General features: G+C 43.7%; 16 protein-coding genes and 1 riboswitch. Of the genes, 4 read left to right on the top strand and 12 right to left on the bottom strand.

Annotated elements, in window-relative coordinates; genetic code table 11:
• Positions 1–179: 179 nt before the first annotated feature.
• Complete coding sequence (locus MKZ16_RS30075; protein ID WP_076107081.1) at positions 180–3188, top strand: efflux RND transporter permease subunit; 3009 nt, start codon at positions 180–182, stop codon at positions 3186–3188.
• Positions 3189–3257: 69 nt separating this feature from the next.
• On the opposite strand, the gene MKZ16_RS30070 is transcribed toward MKZ16_RS30075, so the two are convergent.
• The 7 genes from MKZ16_RS30070 to MKZ16_RS30040 all read right to left on the bottom strand — a co-directional run bounded on the left by MKZ16_RS30070 (position 3258) and on the right by MKZ16_RS30040 (position 11305).
• Positions 3258–4445, bottom strand: coding sequence for a copper amine oxidase N-terminal domain-containing protein (locus MKZ16_RS30070; protein ID WP_076107083.1), 1188 nt, complete (start codon positions 4443–4445; stop codon positions 3258–3260).
• A 44-nt stretch (positions 4446–4489) separates the two neighbouring features.
• Positions 4490–5770 (bottom strand): hypothetical protein, encoded by a 1281-nt coding sequence (locus MKZ16_RS30065; protein ID WP_038573523.1) that lies wholly within the window; start codon positions 5768–5770, stop codon positions 4490–4492.
• Positions 5771–5786: 16 nt separating this feature from the next.
• Entirely contained in the window at positions 5787–7445 is a 1659-nt protein-coding gene (locus MKZ16_RS30060) for an HlyD family efflux transporter periplasmic adaptor subunit (RefSeq protein WP_038573521.1), read from the bottom strand.
• Complete coding sequence (locus tag MKZ16_RS30055) at positions 7442–9679, bottom strand: peptidase domain-containing ABC transporter (RefSeq protein WP_256715549.1); 2238 nt, start codon at positions 9677–9679, stop codon at positions 7442–7444. The genes MKZ16_RS30060 and MKZ16_RS30055 overlap by 4 nt, the downstream gene beginning before the upstream one ends.
• Before the next feature lie 199 nt (positions 9680–9878).
• A complete protein-coding gene (locus MKZ16_RS30050; protein WP_036678593.1) occupies positions 9879–10127 on the bottom strand; it encodes a hypothetical protein in 249 nt (82 codons plus the stop codon).
• Positions 10128–10139: 12 nt separating this feature from the next.
• A complete protein-coding gene (locus tag MKZ16_RS30045) occupies positions 10140–10394 on the bottom strand; it encodes a hypothetical protein (RefSeq protein WP_036678596.1) in 255 nt (84 codons plus the stop codon).
• 437 nt (positions 10395–10831) lie between these two features.
• Positions 10832–11305: a hypothetical protein gene (locus tag MKZ16_RS30040; protein WP_051491031.1), complete on the bottom strand. Its 474-nt coding sequence runs from the start codon at positions 11303–11305 to the stop codon at positions 10832–10834.
• A 313-nt stretch (positions 11306–11618) separates the two neighbouring features.
• Between MKZ16_RS30040 and MKZ16_RS30035 the strand changes: the two genes are divergently transcribed.
• On the top strand, positions 11619–12410 hold the full coding sequence (locus MKZ16_RS30035; protein WP_076107085.1) for a helix-turn-helix transcriptional regulator: 792 nt from the start codon (positions 11619–11621) through the stop codon (positions 12408–12410).
• A 118-nt stretch (positions 12411–12528) separates the two neighbouring features.
• Here the strand turns inward: MKZ16_RS30035 and gcvPB are convergent, their stop codons facing one another.
• The 3 genes from gcvPB to gcvT all read right to left on the bottom strand — a co-directional run bounded on the left by gcvPB (position 12529) and on the right by gcvT (position 16557).
• A complete protein-coding gene (gene gcvPB, locus MKZ16_RS30030; RefSeq protein ID WP_076107087.1) occupies positions 12529–13989 on the bottom strand; it encodes an aminomethyl-transferring glycine dehydrogenase subunit GcvPB in 1461 nt (486 codons plus the stop codon).
• Entirely contained in the window at positions 13986–15338 is a 1353-nt protein-coding gene (gene gcvPA, locus MKZ16_RS30025; RefSeq protein ID WP_036678609.1) for an aminomethyl-transferring glycine dehydrogenase subunit GcvPA, read from the bottom strand. The genes gcvPB and gcvPA overlap by 4 nt, the downstream gene beginning before the upstream one ends.
• A gap of 106 nt (positions 15339–15444) precedes the next feature.
• Complete coding sequence (gene gcvT / locus MKZ16_RS30020; RefSeq protein ID WP_076107089.1) at positions 15445–16557, bottom strand: glycine cleavage system aminomethyltransferase GcvT; 1113 nt, start codon at positions 16555–16557, stop codon at positions 15445–15447.
• Between the two features lie 186 nt (positions 16558–16743).
• Positions 16744–16842: riboswitch (glycine riboswitch) on the bottom strand.
• Between the two features lie 278 nt (positions 16843–17120).
• Here gcvT and gcvH point away from each other — a divergent pair.
• Positions 17121–17513: a glycine cleavage system protein GcvH gene (gene gcvH, locus MKZ16_RS30015; protein WP_036678614.1), complete on the top strand. Its 393-nt coding sequence runs from the start codon at positions 17121–17123 to the stop codon at positions 17511–17513.
• Positions 17514–17942: 429 nt separating this feature from the next.
• Here gcvH and MKZ16_RS30010 read toward each other — a convergent pair whose 3' ends face one another.
• Positions 17943–18773, bottom strand: a complete 831-nt coding sequence (locus MKZ16_RS30010; RefSeq protein WP_076107091.1) for a flagellar motor protein MotB — start codon at positions 18771–18773, stop codon at positions 17943–17945.
• Complete coding sequence (locus MKZ16_RS30005; RefSeq protein ID WP_036678620.1) at positions 18770–19552, bottom strand: flagellar motor protein; 783 nt, start codon at positions 19550–19552, stop codon at positions 18770–18772. The genes MKZ16_RS30010 and MKZ16_RS30005 overlap by 4 nt, the downstream gene beginning before the upstream one ends.
• Before the next feature lie 179 nt (positions 19553–19731).
• On the opposite strand from MKZ16_RS30005, the gene uvrB reads away from it, so the two are divergent.
• Positions 19732–21723, top strand: coding sequence for an excinuclease ABC subunit UvrB (uvrB, locus tag MKZ16_RS30000; protein ID WP_036678623.1), 1992 nt, complete (start codon positions 19732–19734; stop codon positions 21721–21723).
• The last annotated feature ends 435 nt before the right edge of the window (positions 21724–22158 follow it).

Below are 22158 nucleotides of genomic sequence, written 5' to 3'. Positions count from 1 at the left end.
GATCTGTCTGCAGAAGGGGAAAGTTCCCCGTCTTAAGACTGAGTACGAAACCAGCCGTAGGGCTGTTTTGACTTCAGCCAAAAATGACTAAACTAAATCTCGGGATGGAAATTAATACATAATCAAACAGACATAAGGGGAGTGCCAGAAATCATGTGGAGTGGAAGGGGAAAAAGAAAATGAAATGGTTAACAAAATGGTCGTTCGGTAACAAGGCTGCGGTGGGGCTTTTAGTAGTCATGGCTCTTGTGGTGGGAGGGATGAGCTACACTTCGTTACCGATGGAATTTATGCCAGAGGCGGATAATCCTCAAGTGACTGTAACTGTGCTGGGTCCTGGCCAGGATACACATGCTATGGAGACTAATGTAACGAAGCCGATAGAAGCTGGGGCCGCTTTTGTGAAGGGGAAGAAGGAAATACTGTCCACTTCCGGAGACGGATATGCGCAGGTGAATATTTTTTATGATTCGAAAACGAATATGAAGGATGCTGCACAGGAGGTCCAGAAGGTCGTCGATTCATTGAAGTTCCCGGAAGGGGTAATGGCTCCTTTTGTACTTCAGTTGAATACCTCCATGATTCCTGTATCCCAGGTTACCCTTGCTTTTGACGAGGGCCTGACTAAAGAGAATCTTAAGCTTGCGGAAGAAACTATCATTCCAGAGATGCAAAAAGCTGAAGGGGTAGCGAACGTTGCTTTATATGGTAAGGTAACTCCGCAGGTCAGTGTTAAGCTGGACCCAAAATTAATGGCTGAGAAGGGAGTCACGACTCCACAAGTATTAGGTTTACTTCAAGGACGTAATGTATCGGCATCCCTTGGGGAGCAAACAATTGGTGGGCAAACCGGTAATGTTAACGTAGTTTCTACGATAGATAGTATGGATACTTTAAAAAAGCTTCCTGTATCTGCGGGCGTTAAACTGCAGGATATCGCTGCTGTCGAATTGAAGCAGGATCAGGAAAGTGTCAGCCGTTCGAATGGGAAAGACGTTCTATTCGCCATAGTGACCAAAGAGGCTAATGCGAATGCAGTCAGTGTCGGAGATAACATTCAGGCTGCCGTAGATCATATTAATAAAACCATTCCTAATGCAGAAGCAGCAGTGGTATTCAGTACATCGGATATGGTAGTTACCTCGGTGAACAGTATGATGCGTGAGGTATTGCTAGGTGCATTATTTGCGACGATTGTGATTCTGTTGTTCCTGCGTAACCTGCGGGCTACTCTGATTACGGCAGTATCCATTCCGCTTTCGTTAGCGGTCACCTTATATCTGCTGAACATTTCCGGCATAAGCTTAAATATCATTACACTCGGGGGAGTCGCGGTTGCGGTAGGCCGCTTGGTCGATGATAGTATCGTGGTGATTGAGAACATTTACCGTAGGCTGCAAAAAGAACCCCTTTCTCGTGAAATGATTATTAGCGCAACTGGGGAAGTGGCTAGAGCGATTACCTCATCAACCATCGCTACGGTAGCAGTATTTCTGCCGATGGGTCTCTTACGTGGTAGTTTGCAAGCTTTCTTACTGCCGTTTGCTTTAACAGTGACCTATTCATTGCTTACTTCACTCGTAGTAGCTTTGACGGTTGTTCCTCTTTTAAGCTCATGGCTGCTGAGAAGGACATCAATGAAAGAACATGAACCTTCTAAATGGTTTATCCGCTTTCTGGACTGGAATCTTCGCCGTAAATGGGTTAGCTTATCGTTGGGTCTCCTGCTTCTGATTGGCTCCATTGCTGCTTATGTGACTATGCCAAAAGGGGCACTCGATGCATCAGATGCCAGCTATGTTTCTGTTCAGATGAATTATCCGAAGGATGTTCCTGTCAAAGATATTTTGGAAAAGGGAAAGCAGTTAGAGCAAGATTTGATGAAGCAGCCACAAGCAGAAACGGTAATCATGCAATCAGGCAATAGTGCGGACGCCGCTAAGTGGGGGAATGTTACCTCTGAAACCTTAGTGGACTATACCGTTGTTATGAAAAAAGGTGCAGATGCTCAGGCTTTTATCGATCATGTTCGTGAGGTAAAAGATTCATATACTGGAGCAACGCTTGTTGCCAACCAAATGAGTATGATGGGGTCCAGCTCTACCAGCGAATATATTGATATTGTCGGAGATAATCTTGCGGATATTACTACTGTAGCAACAGATGTTACCGCTAAGCTGAAGACCGTAGAGGGGATTCAAAAAGTCAGCAGTAATATGGAGGATACCAAACCTGTATTTTCCTTTAAGGTAGATCCGGCGCAAAGTAATGCGCAAGAGATTTCAATGCAGCTGTCAGCGATGCTTAATCCGATTCCAATGGGGCAAATTGAGCTCGATGGTGACGCAGCAGGTGTAGTGTTAGATCCTATGGTTCAGCCGCAAACGGAGCAGGATTTAAAAGCACTGACGCTCATGACGGCTGAGGGGCCGAAGCCACTGTCTCAGCTCGCAACTTATGAGGTTCGGAATGAGCCGGCAATGTTGTTCCATAAAGATGGGAAGCCGTATGTACGAATTACAGCAGAGGTTGATCCGAAGAAGGTATCTGAGATCGGTGCGAATATTAAAAAAGAAACCGATAGTCTTACACTTCCGAAAGGCGTGACCTTATTTGCAGGCGGAGCGTCAGTTGATCAGTCAGAGGATTTCAACGACCTGGGTATGACGGCATTAATCTCCATCGGGTTGGTGTATCTGATTATGGTACTCACCTTTAAAACCCTTCGGGCTCCACTGGCGATTATGTTCTCCTTGCCACTAGCGGCGATTGGTGCAATTGTTGGACTTATCGTGTCCGGTGTAACGCCTGACTTCACTGCTCTGTTCGGGGCGTTGATGTTAATAGGTATTGTTGTTACGAATGCCATTGTGCTCATTGACCGGATTAAGCAAAATGAAGCCAATATGAGTATTCACGAGGCTATTCTAGAAGCTGCCGGAACACGGATGCGTCCGATTCTCATGACGGCGATTGCCACCATTTGCGCCATGACACCGCTGCTGTTCGGCCATGCCGAGATGGGCAGCATCGTCTCGCAAAGCTTGGCGATTGTGGTCATTGGCGGCTTAACCGCAGCAACACTGCTTACGCTGATTGTAGTGCCGGCGATTTACGAGTTGTTCTACTTCCGTAAATCGGCAAAAGAGCGTAAAGGAGCAGAAAAAACTAATGCTCCGGCACTTTAAATAAGCAAACGGCAAGCCTCCGGGTTAATGGGGCTTGCCGTTTTTTTGTTTTGTTACAAATCCTTATAATTATGGAGTTAACTTGTCTACACTAATCGGATAGGTCTGATCCAGCATCCATTTGCCTGCTTTGGATTTCTTCAGCGTTGTGACAGAGGTGGAGCGGTTATCCTGAAACTCAGGACCCTTAAGCTTGATGCTCGTCTGAACCATATATACGGCTGTGGTATCCTGGGTATAATGAATGATTTTGGCAGATTCCAGAGTGAACTTTAGATCATAGACTGTGAAAATTTGGCTGAAGAGCTGTTTGGTTTGTTCGAGAGCAGGGGACTCAGGATCAATAGTAGATAGCACACCTTGAATATTCTCTGCATTGGTATAGTCCAAGTTGCTCTTAAGCACAGCTAATATATCCGTTTCATCCGACTTCGTCACAGCTGGCTTAGCGTTCAGCAGTTTATCTGGGAGTATATATTGTACGCCTTTAATCTGCAGGTTGTTGATTTTCCAGTCTTCAGTGCTGGCAGTACGCGTTAAGCTATAAATATATTCAGAGGTATTGTCTAAGGTGAATGGACCGCTGAGGTGTGTAGTCGTTTCAACGGTGTGAACCGTAGCCTCTGTGGGTTGAAGGCTGATAACCTCTAATTGATCAAGTGAAGTGGTCGAATCGTATTGTTCCATTTGGCTCTTAATCTGTGGCCCGATGACCACAAGAGGAGACTTGCTATCGATTAGGCTCATGAACCCTTCATAATTCTCATTGTTGGTATAGGTTACGTATTTTTCAAAAAAAGCATTGATTTCCTGCGGGTTTACCTGGTTAGTCTTGCCTGTAATGGTTACTGTCTTCGAGTGTGCATTCCAGGAGACTTCATTACCTGTAGCCTCCCCAACGAAGCGCAGCGGAATGTAAGTGGAATTATTGATGAGCTTAGGGGCAACAGAAAGTTGGGTTATTACACCATTGACGCTGGCCTGCTTGCTGCCTAGTTGCAGTGTAATCGTAAGCCCTTCCTTAGTACCCGTTATGGTACCTGTGGTTTGATTCCAATCGATTGAAAGTCCTAGTTTTTCAAAAACCGGGCGAAAAGGAACGACAATTGTACCATTATCATTGAAGGGAGCCTGTCCCTTCAGTGCGAGCTGTTGCTGATTGATCTGAATGGAGATTGGCTTCTCTGCGGCATGGACAGGCCATGCGATAGCGGTAGAAAGAAGAGTTGCTGCGATTATGCTGGATATGGTTTTCATCTTGTGATTTCTCCTTTGAGTTATGAATGATAATTTAATGGTTATTAGAGGATGACTCCACTAAGAGCCAGAGTAACCTTTGCTTGGAATAAAGCGTACTTTACTTTTTGCTTATCGAATTGCCGATTTAAGTTGAGTAAATCGAGCTTGTTCTGATCTGCCTGAGCTGCTGAAATTAATCCGCTATTTAAGAGAGTATCATTATCCTGGGAGACGCGTACGAGCTCCAGTTGCTGCTCTTTCAGCTCTGAATATTCAAAATCAATTTCATTGGCTTCCGGCCTATAAGTTGCCAGTTTTTCTTCGAGTTGTTGTTGTACTATATTTTTGTGTGAAATCTGGCTGGCCCATAGAACAGAATAATAAGTGACGAGTCCGGCATCGAAAGCTTTGACGGCATCAAGATTATCTTTGGCGAGTGTGATTCGTGCATCTTCCTCGCGTAAATCATAATTGCTAGAGAGGCTGACTACAGTGTTCCAATTCACAGGCTCTGGTGCACTGGAGATGACATCATCCAGCAGGACTTCTGAATAGGATGATAATCCTAACTCAAGCTTAAATTGTTCTAGCTGAGCTTCATAACTCCTAAGGTTACGTTCAAAAGCAGATTTTCGTTCCGCATTTTTACGATTAAAATCGTCCAAACTTCTCTTAGACAGTAGACCATGCTCGTATGATCGCAAGGTATCCACAGAATGTTGAAACCAATATTGGCTTTCTTGTTTGTCATATTCAATCGTTTTTTTTAGAGAAGAGAGTTGATAATATTTCTGCACAGCGTAGTAGCGGATGAGGGCTTCTGTTTTTTGAAGTCGTAACTGATTAATTACTTTATCTGTTTCTAATGTGCGCAACTGGTCACGAAATTCCTTGAGCTGCGCTGTTTTAGTCTCTTGATTGTAACTGTTTTGGCTTTCAGTCTGAGCGCTAACCCATTGATTCAGAGATGTGTTAATCATAATTTGAATGAGAATGGATTGATTAACCCCTGCCTGTTCTTCTTTACTTAAATCAGAGTAACCAGGAATACTACTGATAAAAATATCAGGATTTACTGGCAGCAGTCCGCTAGTTATGACTACATTTTTTTGTTCCAGCTTTTTCTTTTCAGATGATACATACGAGAATTTGGAATCCGTTTCTGCAATATTCCATTGTGAGAGCTTGATATCTACATAGTTAGTTAATGCTAGCTGGATTGTTTCTTCCATGGAAAGCAATTTTGTTGCACTAGATACCTGCGTATCAGCATGAGCTGTAATGGAATGCGGCAATAGAAGTAATAAGAAGGAAAGTATCAAGAGAGCTGTTTTCTTTAACATTTAGCTGGCAACCTCACTATTCCTTTAAGTTGATTTTTTCAAGAACAAAATCAATGATCTTCTTGGAGTCGGTAATAACAGAGGCTTGCGCTATCATCCCTACACGAAGCTCTCCACGTTCACCTCTGCGATTAACAAGTGGGTCATTGGATATCGTTGCTTCCACCAAATAGTAGCTTAGACCGTCTTGCTGAACAATTGAATCTGTGCTGATAGATGTAATCGTACCTTTTTGGGAACCGAAACTTTGTTTAGGGAAGGCTGAAAAGCTGAAATCAACTTTATTGCCAATCGCTATTTTTCCTGCTTCTGCGTTAGGTACGGCGATGCTCATTTTATATTTTGACTCGTTGCTAGGAATAATGGAGATCAAGGCTTCGCCGGATTGTACCATGTCCCCGATGTTGGTTTCTTTTAAAATATTAATGGTCCCAGAAATTGGTGCTATGAGCAGTCTTTTGTTTCGTTCAAGCTCAAGTTGCTTAATAGCCTCTTGCAGCGTAATTAAGGTTCTTTTATTTTCTTCTATTGCTGAATGAATCTGTACAATACGGTCAAGTTTCAACTTTTCCAATGAGGTTTTTTCGGTTGACCGGTTAAGTTTCTCTTGATTCAGTAGATCATTTTGCTGCTCAGCCAGCTGTTTCTTTTGCATTTCTAAAGTTTTTCGTTCTGAAACTGAGGGATCATGCCCATTTATTAGCAAATCGAGGCTGACCTCTATCTCAACCAATTGTTGATTGTAATTGGTGATATTGCTTTCTGCGCTGAGCACGGCTTCGGTTTGGAATTGGTTGATTTGCAAATATGAACTTTCATATAGATGCTGTTCATCTGTAATCTGAGATTGAGGCACAAGGCGGTCCCCCAAGCTGAGCGAACGGTTGTAGATTTCTTTTTTCTCAGCAGATTGTTTAGATAGTTGCACATATTTAATTTGGTATGTATTATATTGTTCCGTCCGTTTGGTATCTGTAGATGGAAGCAGATTTTGATTCTCTTTGATGGATTGCACAAGCAATTTCTCGTTTGTAATTTCAACATTCAGCAGTTTCTTTTTTCGTTCCAGTTCAATTTTATTTTGAAGAGATTTATCCAAACTGGATTCGGCACTAAAGGCAGAAGATTCTTGCAAACCTATATTCTCGTGAATGGCAGCTGTAAGCTGATCCTGGGTTCCTTGATAGGTCTGCTGCTGCTGGCTGTATTCAAGGAGAAATTGTTCTACCATGTCATAATAGTAAACTTCGTCTGCATGTTCAGAAGAAAATTGATTGTTTAAATTGCTAATGCTTTGTTTATAAAGCTCGAGATAGTGCAGTTTCTTAGTGAGCTTATTGATTTCGGAGTTACGATTGGATAATTCTATATCGAGTTCTTTATGCTCAAAGGAAATTAACTGCTCGCCCTGCTTAATTTGCATCCCTTCATGGATATATACCTGTTCCACTTTTCCCACAGATGAAGTCTGAATGGTACTGACTTTTTCATTGGGCCTAACTACAGCAGAGGCTTTGGCGACTTCATCGATCTGGCCAAAATAGGACCAGACCAACGCAGACCCCAATAGAATAAATAAGATAAGTATGAAAATAGAAATCACAGGACTGGTCTTGGATTCCATGATTTCTCTGCTATCGGTCATTTCTGATAAGTTATGTATTTGTGCGCTCATACGAGAGACACCTCGCCTACTCCTGCAGCAGCATATTGAATGGTGTGATCTTGTTTTTGTTCAACCCCGGGGAGTTGATCTTTCCACAAGCCGTAGTACTTTCCACGGTAATCTAGAAGCTCCTGATGTGTCCCATACTCAATAATCCGCCCCTGATCCATGACATAAATTCGGTCACAACGCATGATTGTACTCAAACGGTGAGCGATAATAATCGTAGTCATGTCTTCAAAAGCATTGATCGTCTCCGATACTGCCTTCTCCGTTGTAGAATCCAGGTTACTAGTGGCTTCATCCATAATAAGAATATCCGGCTGTTTGAGCACCGCTCTGGCGATAGCCAGTCGCTGCTTCTGTCCTCCGGAAATATTGGTCGCATTCTCTTCTAACAAAGTGTTGTAGCGGAGTGGAAGCTGATTGATGAATTCGTGAGCCTGTGCGGTTTGGCAGGCGGTAACAATCAGTTCCAAATCCATATCCTGATCGACACCCAGACATAGATTTTCCCGAATTGTTCCGCTAAAAAAGAAAGTATCCTGTGAGATATATGCGATCCGCTGTCTTAAGCTATCTAAATGAATATCTTTAATGTTGTAGTTGTTAATTAAGATATCGCCTTCTTCGTGTTGGTAAAATTGCATAATTAATTTGATTAGTGTGGTTTTACCCGAGCCGCTCTCACCGACAAAGGCAATTTTCTCACCCTGTCTAAGTGTCAAATCGATATCATGAAGTACAAGGGAACGTGTACCGTATCTGAAGCTGACACGATCAAATTTAATATCACCTTTTAATGAAGCAGGTTGAATCTTCTTGTCCTCATCATTATGCTTCTCCGCTTCCAAATCAAGAATTTCTCCTAATCGGTCAGCAGCGACAATGGCCGTTTGCAAAGTGGGCTGGAGGTTGATTAAGTTCTGGATGGGTTGCAGGAAGTAAGCCAATAACGAGTTATAGGTAATCAATTGGCCCATTGTCATATTGCCTTTTATCACTTGTCTTGCTCCGACCCACAGTATGGCTACTCCTCCAACGAGTTGTACAAAACTCTTGAGGGAGGCTTGAATGTTATTGAAAAGACCAAAACTGAAGACAGATCTCAGAAATGAGATGAACTTCTGTTCAGTTTCATAGCCCACTTTCGATTCTGCATGATAGGCTTTAACTGTCTCGATACCATCTATTGATTCAACAATATAGGAGGTGAGCTGAGCATTTTTTTCCATCTGTTCGCGGTTTAAACGGTCAAATGGTTTGTGGAAGCTCCAAACCAATACCAGATACATTGGCACCATAAGTATAGTAATTCCGAATAAAAGAGCACTTTGCGAATATAGAATAATTCCACCGGCAATAACCATGATAATATCGATCATGATGGTTAGTGTTGCGCTGGAAATGGCATCTCGTACTTTCGAAGCATCCATAAGCCTTGATATTATTTCTCCTGTCTTACGTGTACCAAAAAAATTCATTGGGAGCTTTAACACATGGTGGTAATAGCCAAGTATGAGTGAAATATCGAGTTTTTGGCTCAACGTCAGTAAGATATGGCTACGAAAGGCATTTAATAATATTTGAAATATGTAGAGAATGATGACTCCAACAGATATTATGTTAAGTGTCTTTTTTAATCCAAAGGGTAGAATTTCGTCTAAAAGAAATTGGAAATAGAATGCAGCAAGTATACCTAAGATAGTGTAGAGTATAGATGTTAGAAAAATTCCTCCTAGCATTCTTTTTTGAGGAATCAGCAATCCAAAGAAACGAGCAAATAGACCTTTTGTTTGGTCCCCTTTTTTGAATTGAGGAGTGGGTACCATTAAGATAAGGACACTTGTCCAGATTTGGAAGAAATCTTCCGGTGTATATTTAACTATGCCTTGGACTGGATCCGCAACAATTATTTCCTTATTTGATATTTTATGGATTACAACATAGTGTAATAATGTCTGATCTATAATGACATGGGCAATAGCGGGAAGTGGGAAGTTTTCGAAGAAGGCTTCATGGCTTCCCTTGACTCCTTTTGCTGTAAACCCAAGTTTTTCTGCTGCTTTTATGAGTCCATATATATTGGTTCCCATTTTATCAGTTCCGGCTACTTCACGAATTTTAGTGATTGGATATTTGAGACCGTATTGTTTGGAGATAGTTGCTAGACAGGCTGCACCGCAGTCTTTAATATCAAGCTGTTTAATACAATAGTATTTCTTAAACAGAATAAACCCCACCTACTATTAGTGATTTGTACATATTCATTGGGATCAACAATATCTTATCCATGTAGAGAATGATTTCGTAACTGAAACAAAATCTTTTTGTAAATAAGCCTCACTAGAAGATTGCTTCTCTGACCTAATAGAAATCATAATAAGCTCCAAGTGAATGATATTTATTCTCTTGGAGCTACTAAATATTCAGGAAAGTGTTTTATATATTTTTATTAGCAATTCCTGCGGAAATTACAATGATACTAGATGTAGTTAAGGCAGTATAGCCAAAGGCGCATGCTGCTACTACTGGAAGACTAACTGGTGCTGTTGCCGCAACTGCTATTAAAGTGGCTCCAGCAATAACTCCACCTATACCAGTTGCAATTTGTCCCCAAAGAGCACCGCCCTGAATATCGTACAATTCAGATCCTTTTAATAATTCAAAACCACTACTTGAAATTTCCAATTCAATCCCCCCTTATCCAAATATTGCGACTCCTACGCCTGCTACTGCAGCAGCTAAACCTAATGCAGGAAGAGCTGGTACTGTGGCAATTGCTCCTAAGATTGCGCAGCTACTAGCGATTGCTGGTACTCCAGCAGCAGCAACCCCAACGCCCACTACTGAAGAGGCTACGCCGACTGCTTTAGTTAACCAGCCACCACCATTAAGATCCATCAACGAAGATAAATCAAGTTCTTCAAACGTACTATGATTAAAACTGAGTTCCATTATGTCACCTCCTTTAATCATGATTTATATTAAATCGGGAGTGAATGATCAAATGAAAATCCCTGATTTAATTCCATATTCATTTTTCGTGTTTGGCTAGAAAATTCAATCCAATTAATATGAGAGCGATAAATCCTGTGAAACAAAAGGGTATCCATATGGGACCATTAGTAATCCTATTCATTTTGGCTATCAATATAATTCCTGAGCAAATAACTGAAAAATACACCTTCCAAAGCTTAATATTTTGATTTCCCAGTCTAAGCTTATTCCATTCACTGATGATAAATAGATTCAAAATCAAAAGAGTTCCTAATACAGTAATTGTAGTATCTTGAAAGGTATCGATATAATAAATAAAACTCAAGATAGTGAAAATTAATGTGATACTAAAACAGAAAATCACTATTTTTTTTTTCATAGCCGGCTCCTCATTTTTATAAAATAGATGGATTTACACCTACATAAATGTCAATAATCATTTTTTCTAAGGAAGCTTCAGAGTTATCTGAAGTGTACACATTATAAAATGCTGTGATTTGTTGAAGTCCCTTATCTGATATGTACTTTATAATAGATTCATATGTACTTTGTACTCCAACAGGGTTCCCCATGAATCTGCAGGATAGGGCATTAACTAAGTGGAAAATTTTTTTGTGTTTATAAGTTTGATCTGATGGAAAAGGCTTATTGAGAGGAATCATAATCTCCATGTCCATTAAATATTCCCCATTAACAATCTCCGCCGAGAATGTGCTCGTAATAAGGGGTCCTGCTTTCACTGCTTGATATTTTTCTATTATTTTTGCAGTTTGAGCTATTTCTATTTGTAATTCTTCTTGATTCATCTTCTTTCTAACGGAAAGGACATTTTCAAGCAAAATTTCTTGATTTTTTTGAATTTCAAACAATTCAGCACCTCCTAAAAAAGATCATAACTATGTGAATTTTCACAAACCTATCGTAATTGTTAAACTCCCTGATGAGTGGATTAATAACTTTATAGTAACTAGAATATCTATTAAGATACATATCCCTCAGTATATATTCCCTTTTGAGTTAATCTGTGCTAAAATATATTTTTTTTTACAATAATTCCACTTTATTTAACAATTTTTTATCTTTTTGATCTAACACAAACCTCACGACTTATGTCATTGTTTTCTTTTGAATGGAGTGTTATGCTCTGTTTAATTAATACCATAAGTTGGGAGAATGGTTTGTTTGGATATTCTTGAATGTGAACGAGCTTGGTTTACGGTAGATGATGTAGATAAAAAATCTAATAATTCCTTGTGTGAATTTTGCCAACCTTGGAGTAACCTCAAAACAGAAAAATCCTTTTCTGTAGAAGAGCTGGTTCCCTACGAGGTATTGGTTGAAGTACTACATTCAGAATTGGCGAAAGTAACGGAATTTCTCTTATTGCCCTTTGTTTTTTTCTTAACAGATCAAGCCGGCAATATTATTAATATTGTTACTCCTTTCGAAGCGTTTCAGAAGAAAGTAGATCATTTTGGAATTAGGAGTGGAACTAACCTTTCGAAGCAATTCTCTGGAGTAAATGCAGTTTCACTAGCGATGGAGGTTAAATCAATTGCAGTAGTGCGTGGAGAAGAGCATAGTATGCCAATGTTTAAAGAGTGGAATTGTGTATGCGCTCCTATAATGATAAATGGTTGTATATGTGGATATATCGACATTTCATTTGAAGCCGAGAGGCAAATTGGCTTTTCGATTCTCTTTATTAAACAATTATCCGAAAAGATTGTTCTGAAGTTGAAGGAACGAAGCCCAAAGTTAATTGAGTACAGATTTCAGGAAAAGTGTGATTCGTATCGATTATCGCCCAGAGAAAGGGAGGTAGCGTATCACTGGTCACTAAGAAAAGGTGCGTTGCAAATTTCCAATGACCTTAATGTGAAAGAGGGGACTGTGCGGAATATCGTTAAGAGTATTTATAGTAAGATGGATATCAGCGAGAGATGGGAATTGATAGAAATACTTAAGTTGTAAATTTTGATGATAAACATCAAAATACTCGTTTGTACATAAGATATAAAAGCCATCCTCCGAAATTAATCAACAACGGAGGATGGCTTTTATCTGTCTAGAACATTTTTTTGATAAGTACTTAACCGCAAGAACAATTCAAAACTGGCTTACGCGCAGCCTGTGTCTCATCCAAACGGCTAATCTCTGTGGTATGCGGTGCGTTGATTACAATTTCTGGTGTCTCCTGCGCTTCTTTCACAATCTGAATCATCGTATCGATGAAGCCGTCGAGCGTTTCTTTACTTTCGGTTTCCGTCGGCTCGATCATCATGCATTCCTCAACAGTCAGAGGGAAGTACACGGTTGGCGGGTGGTAGCCGAAGTCGAGCAATCGTTTAGCAACGTCTAAGGTGCGCACGCCATATTGCTTGAGGTTTTTGCCGGACATCACGAATTCATGCTTACATACACCCGGATATGGGATTTCAAAATACGGCGCCAGACGGTGCATCATATAGTTCGCATTCAGCACAGCATTTTCGGATACCTCACGCAGTCCGTCTGGACCATAGGTGCGGATATAGGCATAGGCACGAACCAGAATACCAAAGTTTCCGTAAAAAGCTTTCACGCGTCCAATGGATTCAGGACCACCGAAGTTAAGTGAGAAGCGGCTATCTTCATTCTTCACCACAGTAGGTTGTGGCAAGAATGGAATGAGGATAGATTTTACGCCGACTGGTCCGGCCCCAGGGCCACCACCGCCATGTGGGGTGCTCATTGTCTTATGCAAGTTCAGATGCACAACGTCAAAGCCCATGTCGCCAGGGCGGGTAATGCCCATAATGGCATTGGAGTTGGCTCCATCGTAATAGAGTAAGCCGCCTGCTTCATGCACGATCTCAGCAATCTCGACGATTTGGGTTTCGAACAAGCCCAGTGTGCTTGGGTTAGTTAGCATTAGTGCGGCTGTGTCGCTACCGACGGCTGCCTTCAGTGCTTCAAGATCGACCATTCCTTTATCTGTGGAAGGGATCGTGATCGTTTCAAGTCCTGCTGCTGAGGCACTAGCAGGATTGGTTCCGTGCGAGGAATCCGGCACGATAACCTTAGTACGCGTCTCGCCGCGACTTTCATGGTAGGCGCGGATCATCATGAGGCCGGTCCATTCACCATGAGCACCTGCGGCAGGCTGTAAGGATACTGCATCCATGCCCGTCAGCGCGGACAGATCATTTTGCAGGGTATACATTAATTCCAGTGCGCCTTGAATACTCTCTTCCGGTTGGTAGGGATGAATTTTGGCGAAGCCGGAGAAGCGGGCAACATCTTCGTTAATCTTCGGATTGTATTTCATCGTGCATGAACCGAGTGGATAGAAGCCATTGTCTACACCAAAGTTGCGACGTGAAAGAGAAGTGTAGTGGCGGATGACGTCTACTTCAGATACCTCTGGAAGTACGACGGGTTCGCTACGGAGTAAATCTGATGGAATCAGGGACTCCAAGGTTTCTTCCTGCGGCACATCGCATAGTGGCAAAGAATAGGCCGAACGGCCAGGACGGCTTAATTCAAAAATTAGACTTTGCTCCGGTTTCATAAACAGCCCTCCAGTGCGCTAGCGAATTGGTCGATTTCGGTTTTGCTTCTTTTTTCCGTTACGGCAACCAGCATATGTCCAGCAAGTTCAGGATAATCACGACCCAGATCATAACCCCCAAGATAACCTTCCTTCAGCAGCTTCGAATTAATAGAGGCCACACTGCTGCCTTCAGGAAGCTTCACGACAAATTCGTTAAAGAATGGGGAGGAGAAGGCAAGTTCAGCACCTGTTAGTCCGCTGAGTTTATTAGCAGCGTAATGGCTTTTGCGAATATTTAGCTCGCCTACTTCACGCATGCCTTCTTTGCCCATAACGGACAAGTAGACGGATGCGCAGAGAGCCAGCAGCGCCTGATTGGAGCAGATATTCGATGTCGCTTTTTCACGACGAATATGCTGCTCACGCGCTTGAAGTGTAAGAACGAAGCCACGTTTACCGTTACGGTCTACCGTTTGGCCAACGATCCGGCCTGGCATGCGGCGCATCAGGTGATCAGCTACGGCAAAGAATCCGCAAGTTGGACCCCCGAGAGAAGCTGGAATACCGAGTGGCTGAGCATCACCCACTACGATGTCGGCTCCAAGTTTGCCCGGAGTTTCAAGTACACCTAGAGCTATTGGGTTCGCGCTGACTACAAGAAGACCTTTAACCGCGTGAATCAGCGGCTCAACCGAGCGAAGATCCTCGATGCTGCCGAAGAAGTTAGGCGATTGAATAAGCACTGCGGCAGTATCTCCATCGATAGCTTCAGCGAGTTTAGCTTGATCGGTAACACCGTCTTTATAGTCAATCTCCACCACCTCCAGACCCCAAGCATTAGCCGAAGTACATAGCACTTGTCGAGCCTCAGGATGAACGGTACGGGAGACGATTAATTTTTTGCGTTTGGTAGCACCAGCTGCGAGAACCGCTGCTTCGGATAAAGCTGTAGCGCCATCATACATACTGGCATTGGCAACTTTCATACCGGTTAGTTCGCAAATGTAGGATTGGAATTCGAAGATCGCTTGCAGCTCACCTTGGCTGATCTCCGGTTGATAAGGAGTGTAGGCAGTGTAGAATTCAGAACGGGAAATGACATGGTTGATGACCACAGGGATGTGATGATCGTATAATCCGGCGCCGAGGAAGCTGGCGTGAGAATCAAAGTCGGCATTTTGGTCAGCCAAACCTTTCATGTGGCGCAGCAGGGCGTATTCATCGAGTGGTTCAGACATCGGCATAGTGCCTTGGTAACGTACCGCTTCAGGAATATCGGAGAACAGCTCATCTATAGACTGAATCCCGACGGCCTCCATCATCTCTACGCGGTCCTGTTCTGTCATGGGCAGATAACGGTGCTTCATTAAGGTTTCACTCCTTGGCTTTTTTAAAATATAAGAAAGTACAATTTTCACGCTATACTTTATCCTTCTATTTCTCGCTTAAAAGCTCACCGTCCTTATATGGACGCTAAAGGCGTTTATACTTGTAAAAAGGGGCCTTGATCACTACAGCCTTAAGCTGCTTGCCGCGTATCTCTACGTAAACCTCTGTGCCTATTTCACTGTAAGCAGCATCAATCAAAGCCAACCCCAGGTTCCGTTTCAGCGTAGGGGACTGTGTTCCGGTTGTGACCTCACCAATCTTAACCCCATCTGCCCAAACAGGATAATGGGAGCGTGGAATGCCTCGATCAATCATTTCTAGGCCGACAAGGCGACGGGGAATCCCAGCTTCTTTTTGCTGTATTAGTGCATCGCGTCCGATAAAGTCTATTTTGTCCAGCTTCACGAAGAACTGTACTCCTGCTTCAAGCGGGGTGATGTCAGCGGATAGCTCCTGACCGTACAGTGGTAATTTTGCCTCAAAACGCAGGGTATCCCGTGCACCCAGTCCAGCAGGTGTTAATCCGTGAGGCGCGCCTGCAGCAAGCAGTCCGTTCCATAACGTTTCTGCACCTTCCAGCGAAGCGTAGATCTCGAAGCCATCTTCACCGGTATAACCCGTACGGGAGATAAGTACCTCTACACCGCAAACGGTGGCGCGTTCGATGAAATGGAAAGGCTTGAGTGTTGAAATAGGAGCATCAGTAACTTCCGCGAGAATGGTCTCTGCCAGAGGACCCTGCAAGGCGAGCAAAAGCGTCTCGTCAGAGACATTAGTGAGCGTGACTTCGCCGAATTCAGAGGTCAAATTCTCTTGCAGCCACTGGAAGTCTTTGTAGATGTTGGAGGCATTAACGACGAGCATATAATGCCCTTCGCTTAGGCGATACACGAGTAGATCGTCGACAACTCCGCCATTTGGATAACAGAGCAGTGTATATTGTGCCGCACCATCCGTGAGACGGCTGACATCATTGGTTGTCATTTTTTGCAAAAAGGCTTCTGCACCGCTCCCAATCACCATGAATTCACCCATATGCGAGACATCGAACAGCCCAGCCTGCTGGCGAACGGCTTCATGCTCTTTTACGATACCTGTAAACTGTACTGGCAGCTCCCAGCCACCGAAGTCAATGCATCTGGATTCCGCATAAGCGGAATAGAGATCATAAAAAGGTGTTCTTCTCAAAGCATCCATGTCGTCACTCCCCTTGATCTGATTACATACGAAAAAAGGACAGGCAGAAGCAATCATGCATAAATGCACAAATCGCTTTCTGCTCTGTCCTTTGTACCTGAGAGTTACCCTGCCGTAACTAGCTTGCAGGTTTCCCCGTTGGTGATCTGACGCATCTAGCCTTGCGTCTGATGCTCTCCAGAGATACGTCCGACAAAGGTCCTTTTGCCTGAGAGATTCACCCCTGTTAGGGCTTACTCCTTCGGCGCCGTCTTCAAGTGAGACAGTCTCTCCCTATGCCATCATCCGCAACTATATTTATTTCAAATATAAGAAAGTATATGGTTCACATTATACATTATCCTTATATTTCTCCGAGAAACGGTTATTGTCTATAAAAAGACGACAACGTCGTTTCTTCTTGTATGTCTCCATTAAACGGGTATAGTCGGGCGCTGTCAACAAGAAAACGTCGAAAAAATGACAAATTTAAATTTCCTGTTAGTAATATTGACATTGTGAGCCGGGATAACTTAGGCTATAACTAAATTTAGAACTCCAAATTGGAAATGAGGCGGCTTGAAATGAGTGAAGTATTAGACAACCTTCTTTACAGCGAAGAGCATGAATGGGCACAGCAAGTAGAAGGACGAGTAGTACGTGTTGGGATTACGGACCATGCTCAGCATTTATTAGGCGACATCGTATTTGTTGAGTTTCCTGAGGTAGGATCAACCATTTCGGCCGGTGACAGCGTAGGCAGTATCGAATCCGTTAAGACGGTATCGGAATTGTATTCGCCCGTCTCTGGGACGGTTACCAAGGTGAATGATGGATTAGAAGCTAGTCCGGAGCTTATCAATGATCAGCCATATGGCGGGGGTTGGATTTTTGAGATTGAAGTTGATGGAGAATATGCTGATGCTGTAAAAGGTCTGTTAGATGCAGCCGGTTATAGCGCGTTAGTTGCTGAATAATTGGAAATTGGGGACGGGAAATAGTCTGATCAAGTGTGATGTTTTTAGCAGCAAGTTTCTGTGATTTGGGGACTTGCTGTTTGTGTTTCTTATGTAGATTGTGCGAGTATTCGTAAACTCAATCGAATGGTTTGAGGGTCTAGTGGAGTATGGAATTAGGGAAAACCTCCCTCATTTTAGACGATTATAGCGTGAGAGTTAGGATTTTAGGGAATTCCTCCCTAATTATCTCGGTAAAACCACTATATCAGACTAAAAAGAGTAATAATCAGGGAGAAATTCCCTCATTCCGCGATTGGATACGATATTAGGTGAAAAATCAGGGAGGTTTTCCCGAATTAAATTAGGTGAAACCCCATTATTGGTCAATGTGGCAATTGAAATGGCCTTAGCCGCCGAACTTAGCTCTGAGCACAAACAACTATATTTTTATTCCACCTCTTGAAGCTGTCGAAGGACAATGATCTCTACGCGTCGATTTTTCTGTTTGCCTGCTACCGTAGTATTATCTGCTGTTGGTCGGGTATCGGCATAACCTGCATATTGAAAAGTGTCCGGGTTCAGTCCTTCATTATCTAAGAAAAAGCGCAGCACAGAAAGCGCACGAGCACCCGATAGCTCCCAATTGTCGTTATAACGTGAAGCTGATGACACTGGTGTATTATCCGTATGTCCTTCAATGCTGATCGTTGCCCCGATATCTTTGAATAAGCCAGACAACTGCTGAAGAGCAGGAAGGGCTGGTGACTTCACATCTGCTTTACCCACATCAAAAAGAAAACGGTCGCTGAGCGTGATTTCTATGCCCTGCGGTTTGTCGGCTACAAATATTTGTTCACCGAGATTATTCTCCTCCACATAGTGGGTGATCACACCCATTAACTCAGCAAGCTTCGCCTCTTGTTCTCGAAAAGCCAACTCCCGTGCTGAAGGTGTTTCATTCTCCGTTTGTTTATCAGAACCGTCATTTGGTTTTGCAGTTGCGTTCGCATTCCCATCTGTACTCTCTGGTTTGTTGTCAGGGGTCTTTCCAGCATCTAAAATACCATCTCCGCCTTCAAGAACAGTGCTGCTCGACTTGAAAGTCTGGGATAAAGAGCCGGTTACGATATTGTATTTGTCAGTGTCCAGGCTGCTCATCGCATACAATATAACGAAAAATATAAGTAAAAGCGTAATTAGATCTGCGTAAGTAATCATCCAACGATCACGGCTTTCTCGATTCTCTACCCGCCGTTTGCGCCGGTCTCTTTGTCTCATATAAAACCTCTTGCTTCTGCACGGTCATCTGTGGTGGTATCTGAAATGAAGGAGTTCAGTTTTTTACGCACCAGCAGCGGATGATCCCCGTTTTGTAGAGAAAGAATGCCTACTAGCAGCATCTCCATGCTATGCAGCTCACTTTGGCTGCGGGATTTGATTTTGGAAGCAATGGGTAAAAATATTAGATTAGCGATGGCTACTCCGTACAGTGTTGCAGTGAACGCTACTGCGATAGAGGTACCTAGATTTGATGGGTCTGTAAGGTTGCCCAGTACCCTAATGAGTCCCATAACTGTACCGATGATCCCCATCGTTGGAGCATATCCGCCAGCGGCTTCAAAAATCTTGGCGTAGCTTTCATGCTTCAATTCTTTCGCATCCATTTCCAATTCCAAAATCTGTCTTACCTGCTCAGGGTCAGTGCCATCGACGATAAGCAACAGTCCTTCGCGCGTAAAGGAATCGGGATGTGCTTCCGCTTGTTTTTCGAGCATTAAAACGCCGCCGCGGCGGGCCACTGTGGCCATTGCGATAAGCTCTTCTGCCTTCTCTTCATCACGTTCAGGATTGCGGCCAAAAGCCATGCGCAGAGCGGTGGGAATGGAGCGTAGCTTAGCTGCCGGGAAGCTGATCATTACGGCGGCAATCGTACCTCCAAATACAATCAAAGCTGCATTAAGCTGCAGCAGTCCGGAAAGGCTTCCGCCTTCCCAGAGGTAGCCGCCGATTAGCGCAGCCAGTCCGGCCACTAGGCCGATTATTGCGGTAATATCCATGCTTCAAGCTCCTAACATTTCTGTGTATTATGGTTTGCATCGATCTAAGCAACACTGTATAATGAACGGGAACACATATTCTTATCTTCCATATTTTTTACTATCGTATGGAGAGAGAAGATTCAGACAACAATTATAATATATTAATCTAGTTTAGACGATAGAGGGGAGACGGGCAAATGAGTGATATTGTCGTCAGTACGAAGACTTTTGAATTGGAGTCCGAGTATACACCCCAGGGCGATCAGCCTCATGCCATAGATGAATTACTACAAGGCATCCGGCAGGGTAAGAAGCACCAGACGCTGCTGGGAGCGACAGGTACAGGGAAGACCTTTACTGTCGCGCAAGTTATTTCCAAATTAAATCGCCCCACGCTGGTTATTGCGCATAACAAGACACTGGCTGCCCAGCTGGCAAGTGAGTTTAAGGAGTTTTTCCCGAATAATTCGGTAGACTATTTCGTCAGCTACTACGACTATTACCAACCAGAGGCGTACATTCCCTCCTCCGATACTTATATTGAGAAAGATTCCAGCATTAACGAAGAGATTGATAAACTTCGCCACTCCGCGACAAGCTCCTTGTTCGAACGGCGTGACGTTATTATTGTAGCGAGTGTGTCTTGTATTTACGGTCTCGGTTCACCAATGGAATACGGAAGCTTGCTGTTGTCCTTGCGGGTTGGGATGGAGAAGCCGCGCAATGAGATTCTGAGCAGACTGGTGGATATTCAATACCAGCGCAATGATATCAATTTTGTACGCGGAACATTCCGTGTACGTGGTGATGTGGTTGAAATCTTCCCGGCATCTCAGGGTGAACATGCGATTCGCGTTGAATTGTTTGGCGATGAGATTGAGCGGATCACTGAAATTGATGTTTTAACGGGTGAATTGATCGGTGAACGCGACCATGTCGCCATTTTTCCGGCTTCTCACTTTGTTACCAAGGAAGAAACGATGCGTGTAGCAATAGTCAATATTGAACGGGAGCTGGAAGAGCGGCTGACCGTGCTTCGTGACGCAGGCAAGCTTCTGGAAGCGCAACGTCTGGAACAACGGACACGTTACGACATTGAGATGATGAAGGAAGTGGGTTTCTGTTCGGGGATTGAGAACTATTCCGGGCCACTAACCTTCAGGGAGCCAGGAGCAACTCCATATACGTTAATGGATTATTTTCCTGATGATATGTTAATTGTCGTAGATGAATCCCATGTTACCCTTCCGCAAATTCGGGCGATGTATAACGGTGACCGGGCGCGTAAGACAGTGTTGGTAGAGCATGGTTTCCGTCTGCCTTCTGCGCTGGATAACCGTCCGCTTCAGTTCGAAGAGTTCGAAGATAAAGTGAACCAGATCATTTACGTTTCTGCGACACCTGGACCTTATGAAATGGAACACTGCGAAACTATGGTGCAGCAGATTATCCGTCCGACTGGGCTATTGGATCCAATCATTGAGGTTCGTCCTACAGAAGGCCAGATCGATGATCTGATTAGCGAAATCCGTGACCGGGTCGAACGTGATGAACGTGTACTCGTTACCACTTTGACGAAGAAGATGTCGGAGGATCTGACAGACTACTTTAAGGAAATCGGTATTAAGGTTCGTTATATGCACTCTGACATCAAAACACTGGAACGGATGGCGATCTTGCGGGATCTTCGTCTCGGTACGTTCCATGTCCTGGTAGGGATTAACCTCCTGAGAGAAGGTCTCGACTTACCGGAGGTATCTTTAGTTGCAATTCTCGATGCCGATAAAGAAGGGTTCCTTCGTTCCGAACGTTCACTAATTCAGACGATTGGCCGTGCGGCTCGTAACTCTGAGGGTCGTGTAATCATGTATGGTGATCGGATCACTGATTCGATGGAGAAAGCGATGAGCGAAACATCGCGCCGTCGCGCCATTCAGATTGCTCATAATGAGAAACATGGCATTACCCCAACCACCATTAATAAAAAAGTGCGTGACATCATCGAGGCGACGAAGGTTGCTGAGTCTAAAGCCGATTATCTCACAGGTGTGGGTGGCAAGATGAATAAGAAAGAAAAACAAAGTCTGATCCAGCGTCTGGAAGCTGAAATGAAGGACGCTGCCAAGAACCTGCAATTCGAACGTGCGGCAGAGCTGCGTGACGCATTGCTGGAGCTTCGGGCTGAGTAATAAACCATCAATGCATCACCGATATTTAAAATAGGTATTGAACGGTGCTGTCCTAGACCGTTCTTTTTGAATCAATAGAGGGTCGCGTATCCAGTAATGTTTATGGCACTTAAACGTATCCCGCAGGGACAGCGCCCGCAATGTACTTGGCACTTACGCGTATCCCGTAGGGACAGCACCAGGCAATGTACTTGGTACTTATGCGTATCCCGCAGGGACAGCACCATGCAACGTCTATGACAGTTGCATGTACCTGTCTTTAGTTAGTGCGGTAACGTCCAAGTGGTCCCGTAGGGATAAGCGCTCTGAGCATTATAGTCACTAAGTTACGTCCCACCATACTCCTTCTCCAGAAAATGCGGGTGTCCAGAGGGTGCAACCCTTGGGGCCCTCCCTTGGAAGGGAGGGTTTGGGAGGGATCGAAAGGCTTTGAAA

This window comes from Paenibacillus sp. FSL R5-0928, from assembly GCF_037970385.1.
Classification (GTDB): domain Bacteria; phylum Bacillota; class Bacilli; order Paenibacillales; family Paenibacillaceae; genus Paenibacillus_AQ; species Paenibacillus_AQ odorifer.
The sequence above is the reverse complement of the archived record's forward strand: the minus strand, read 5'-3'. Positions and strand labels throughout refer to the sequence as shown.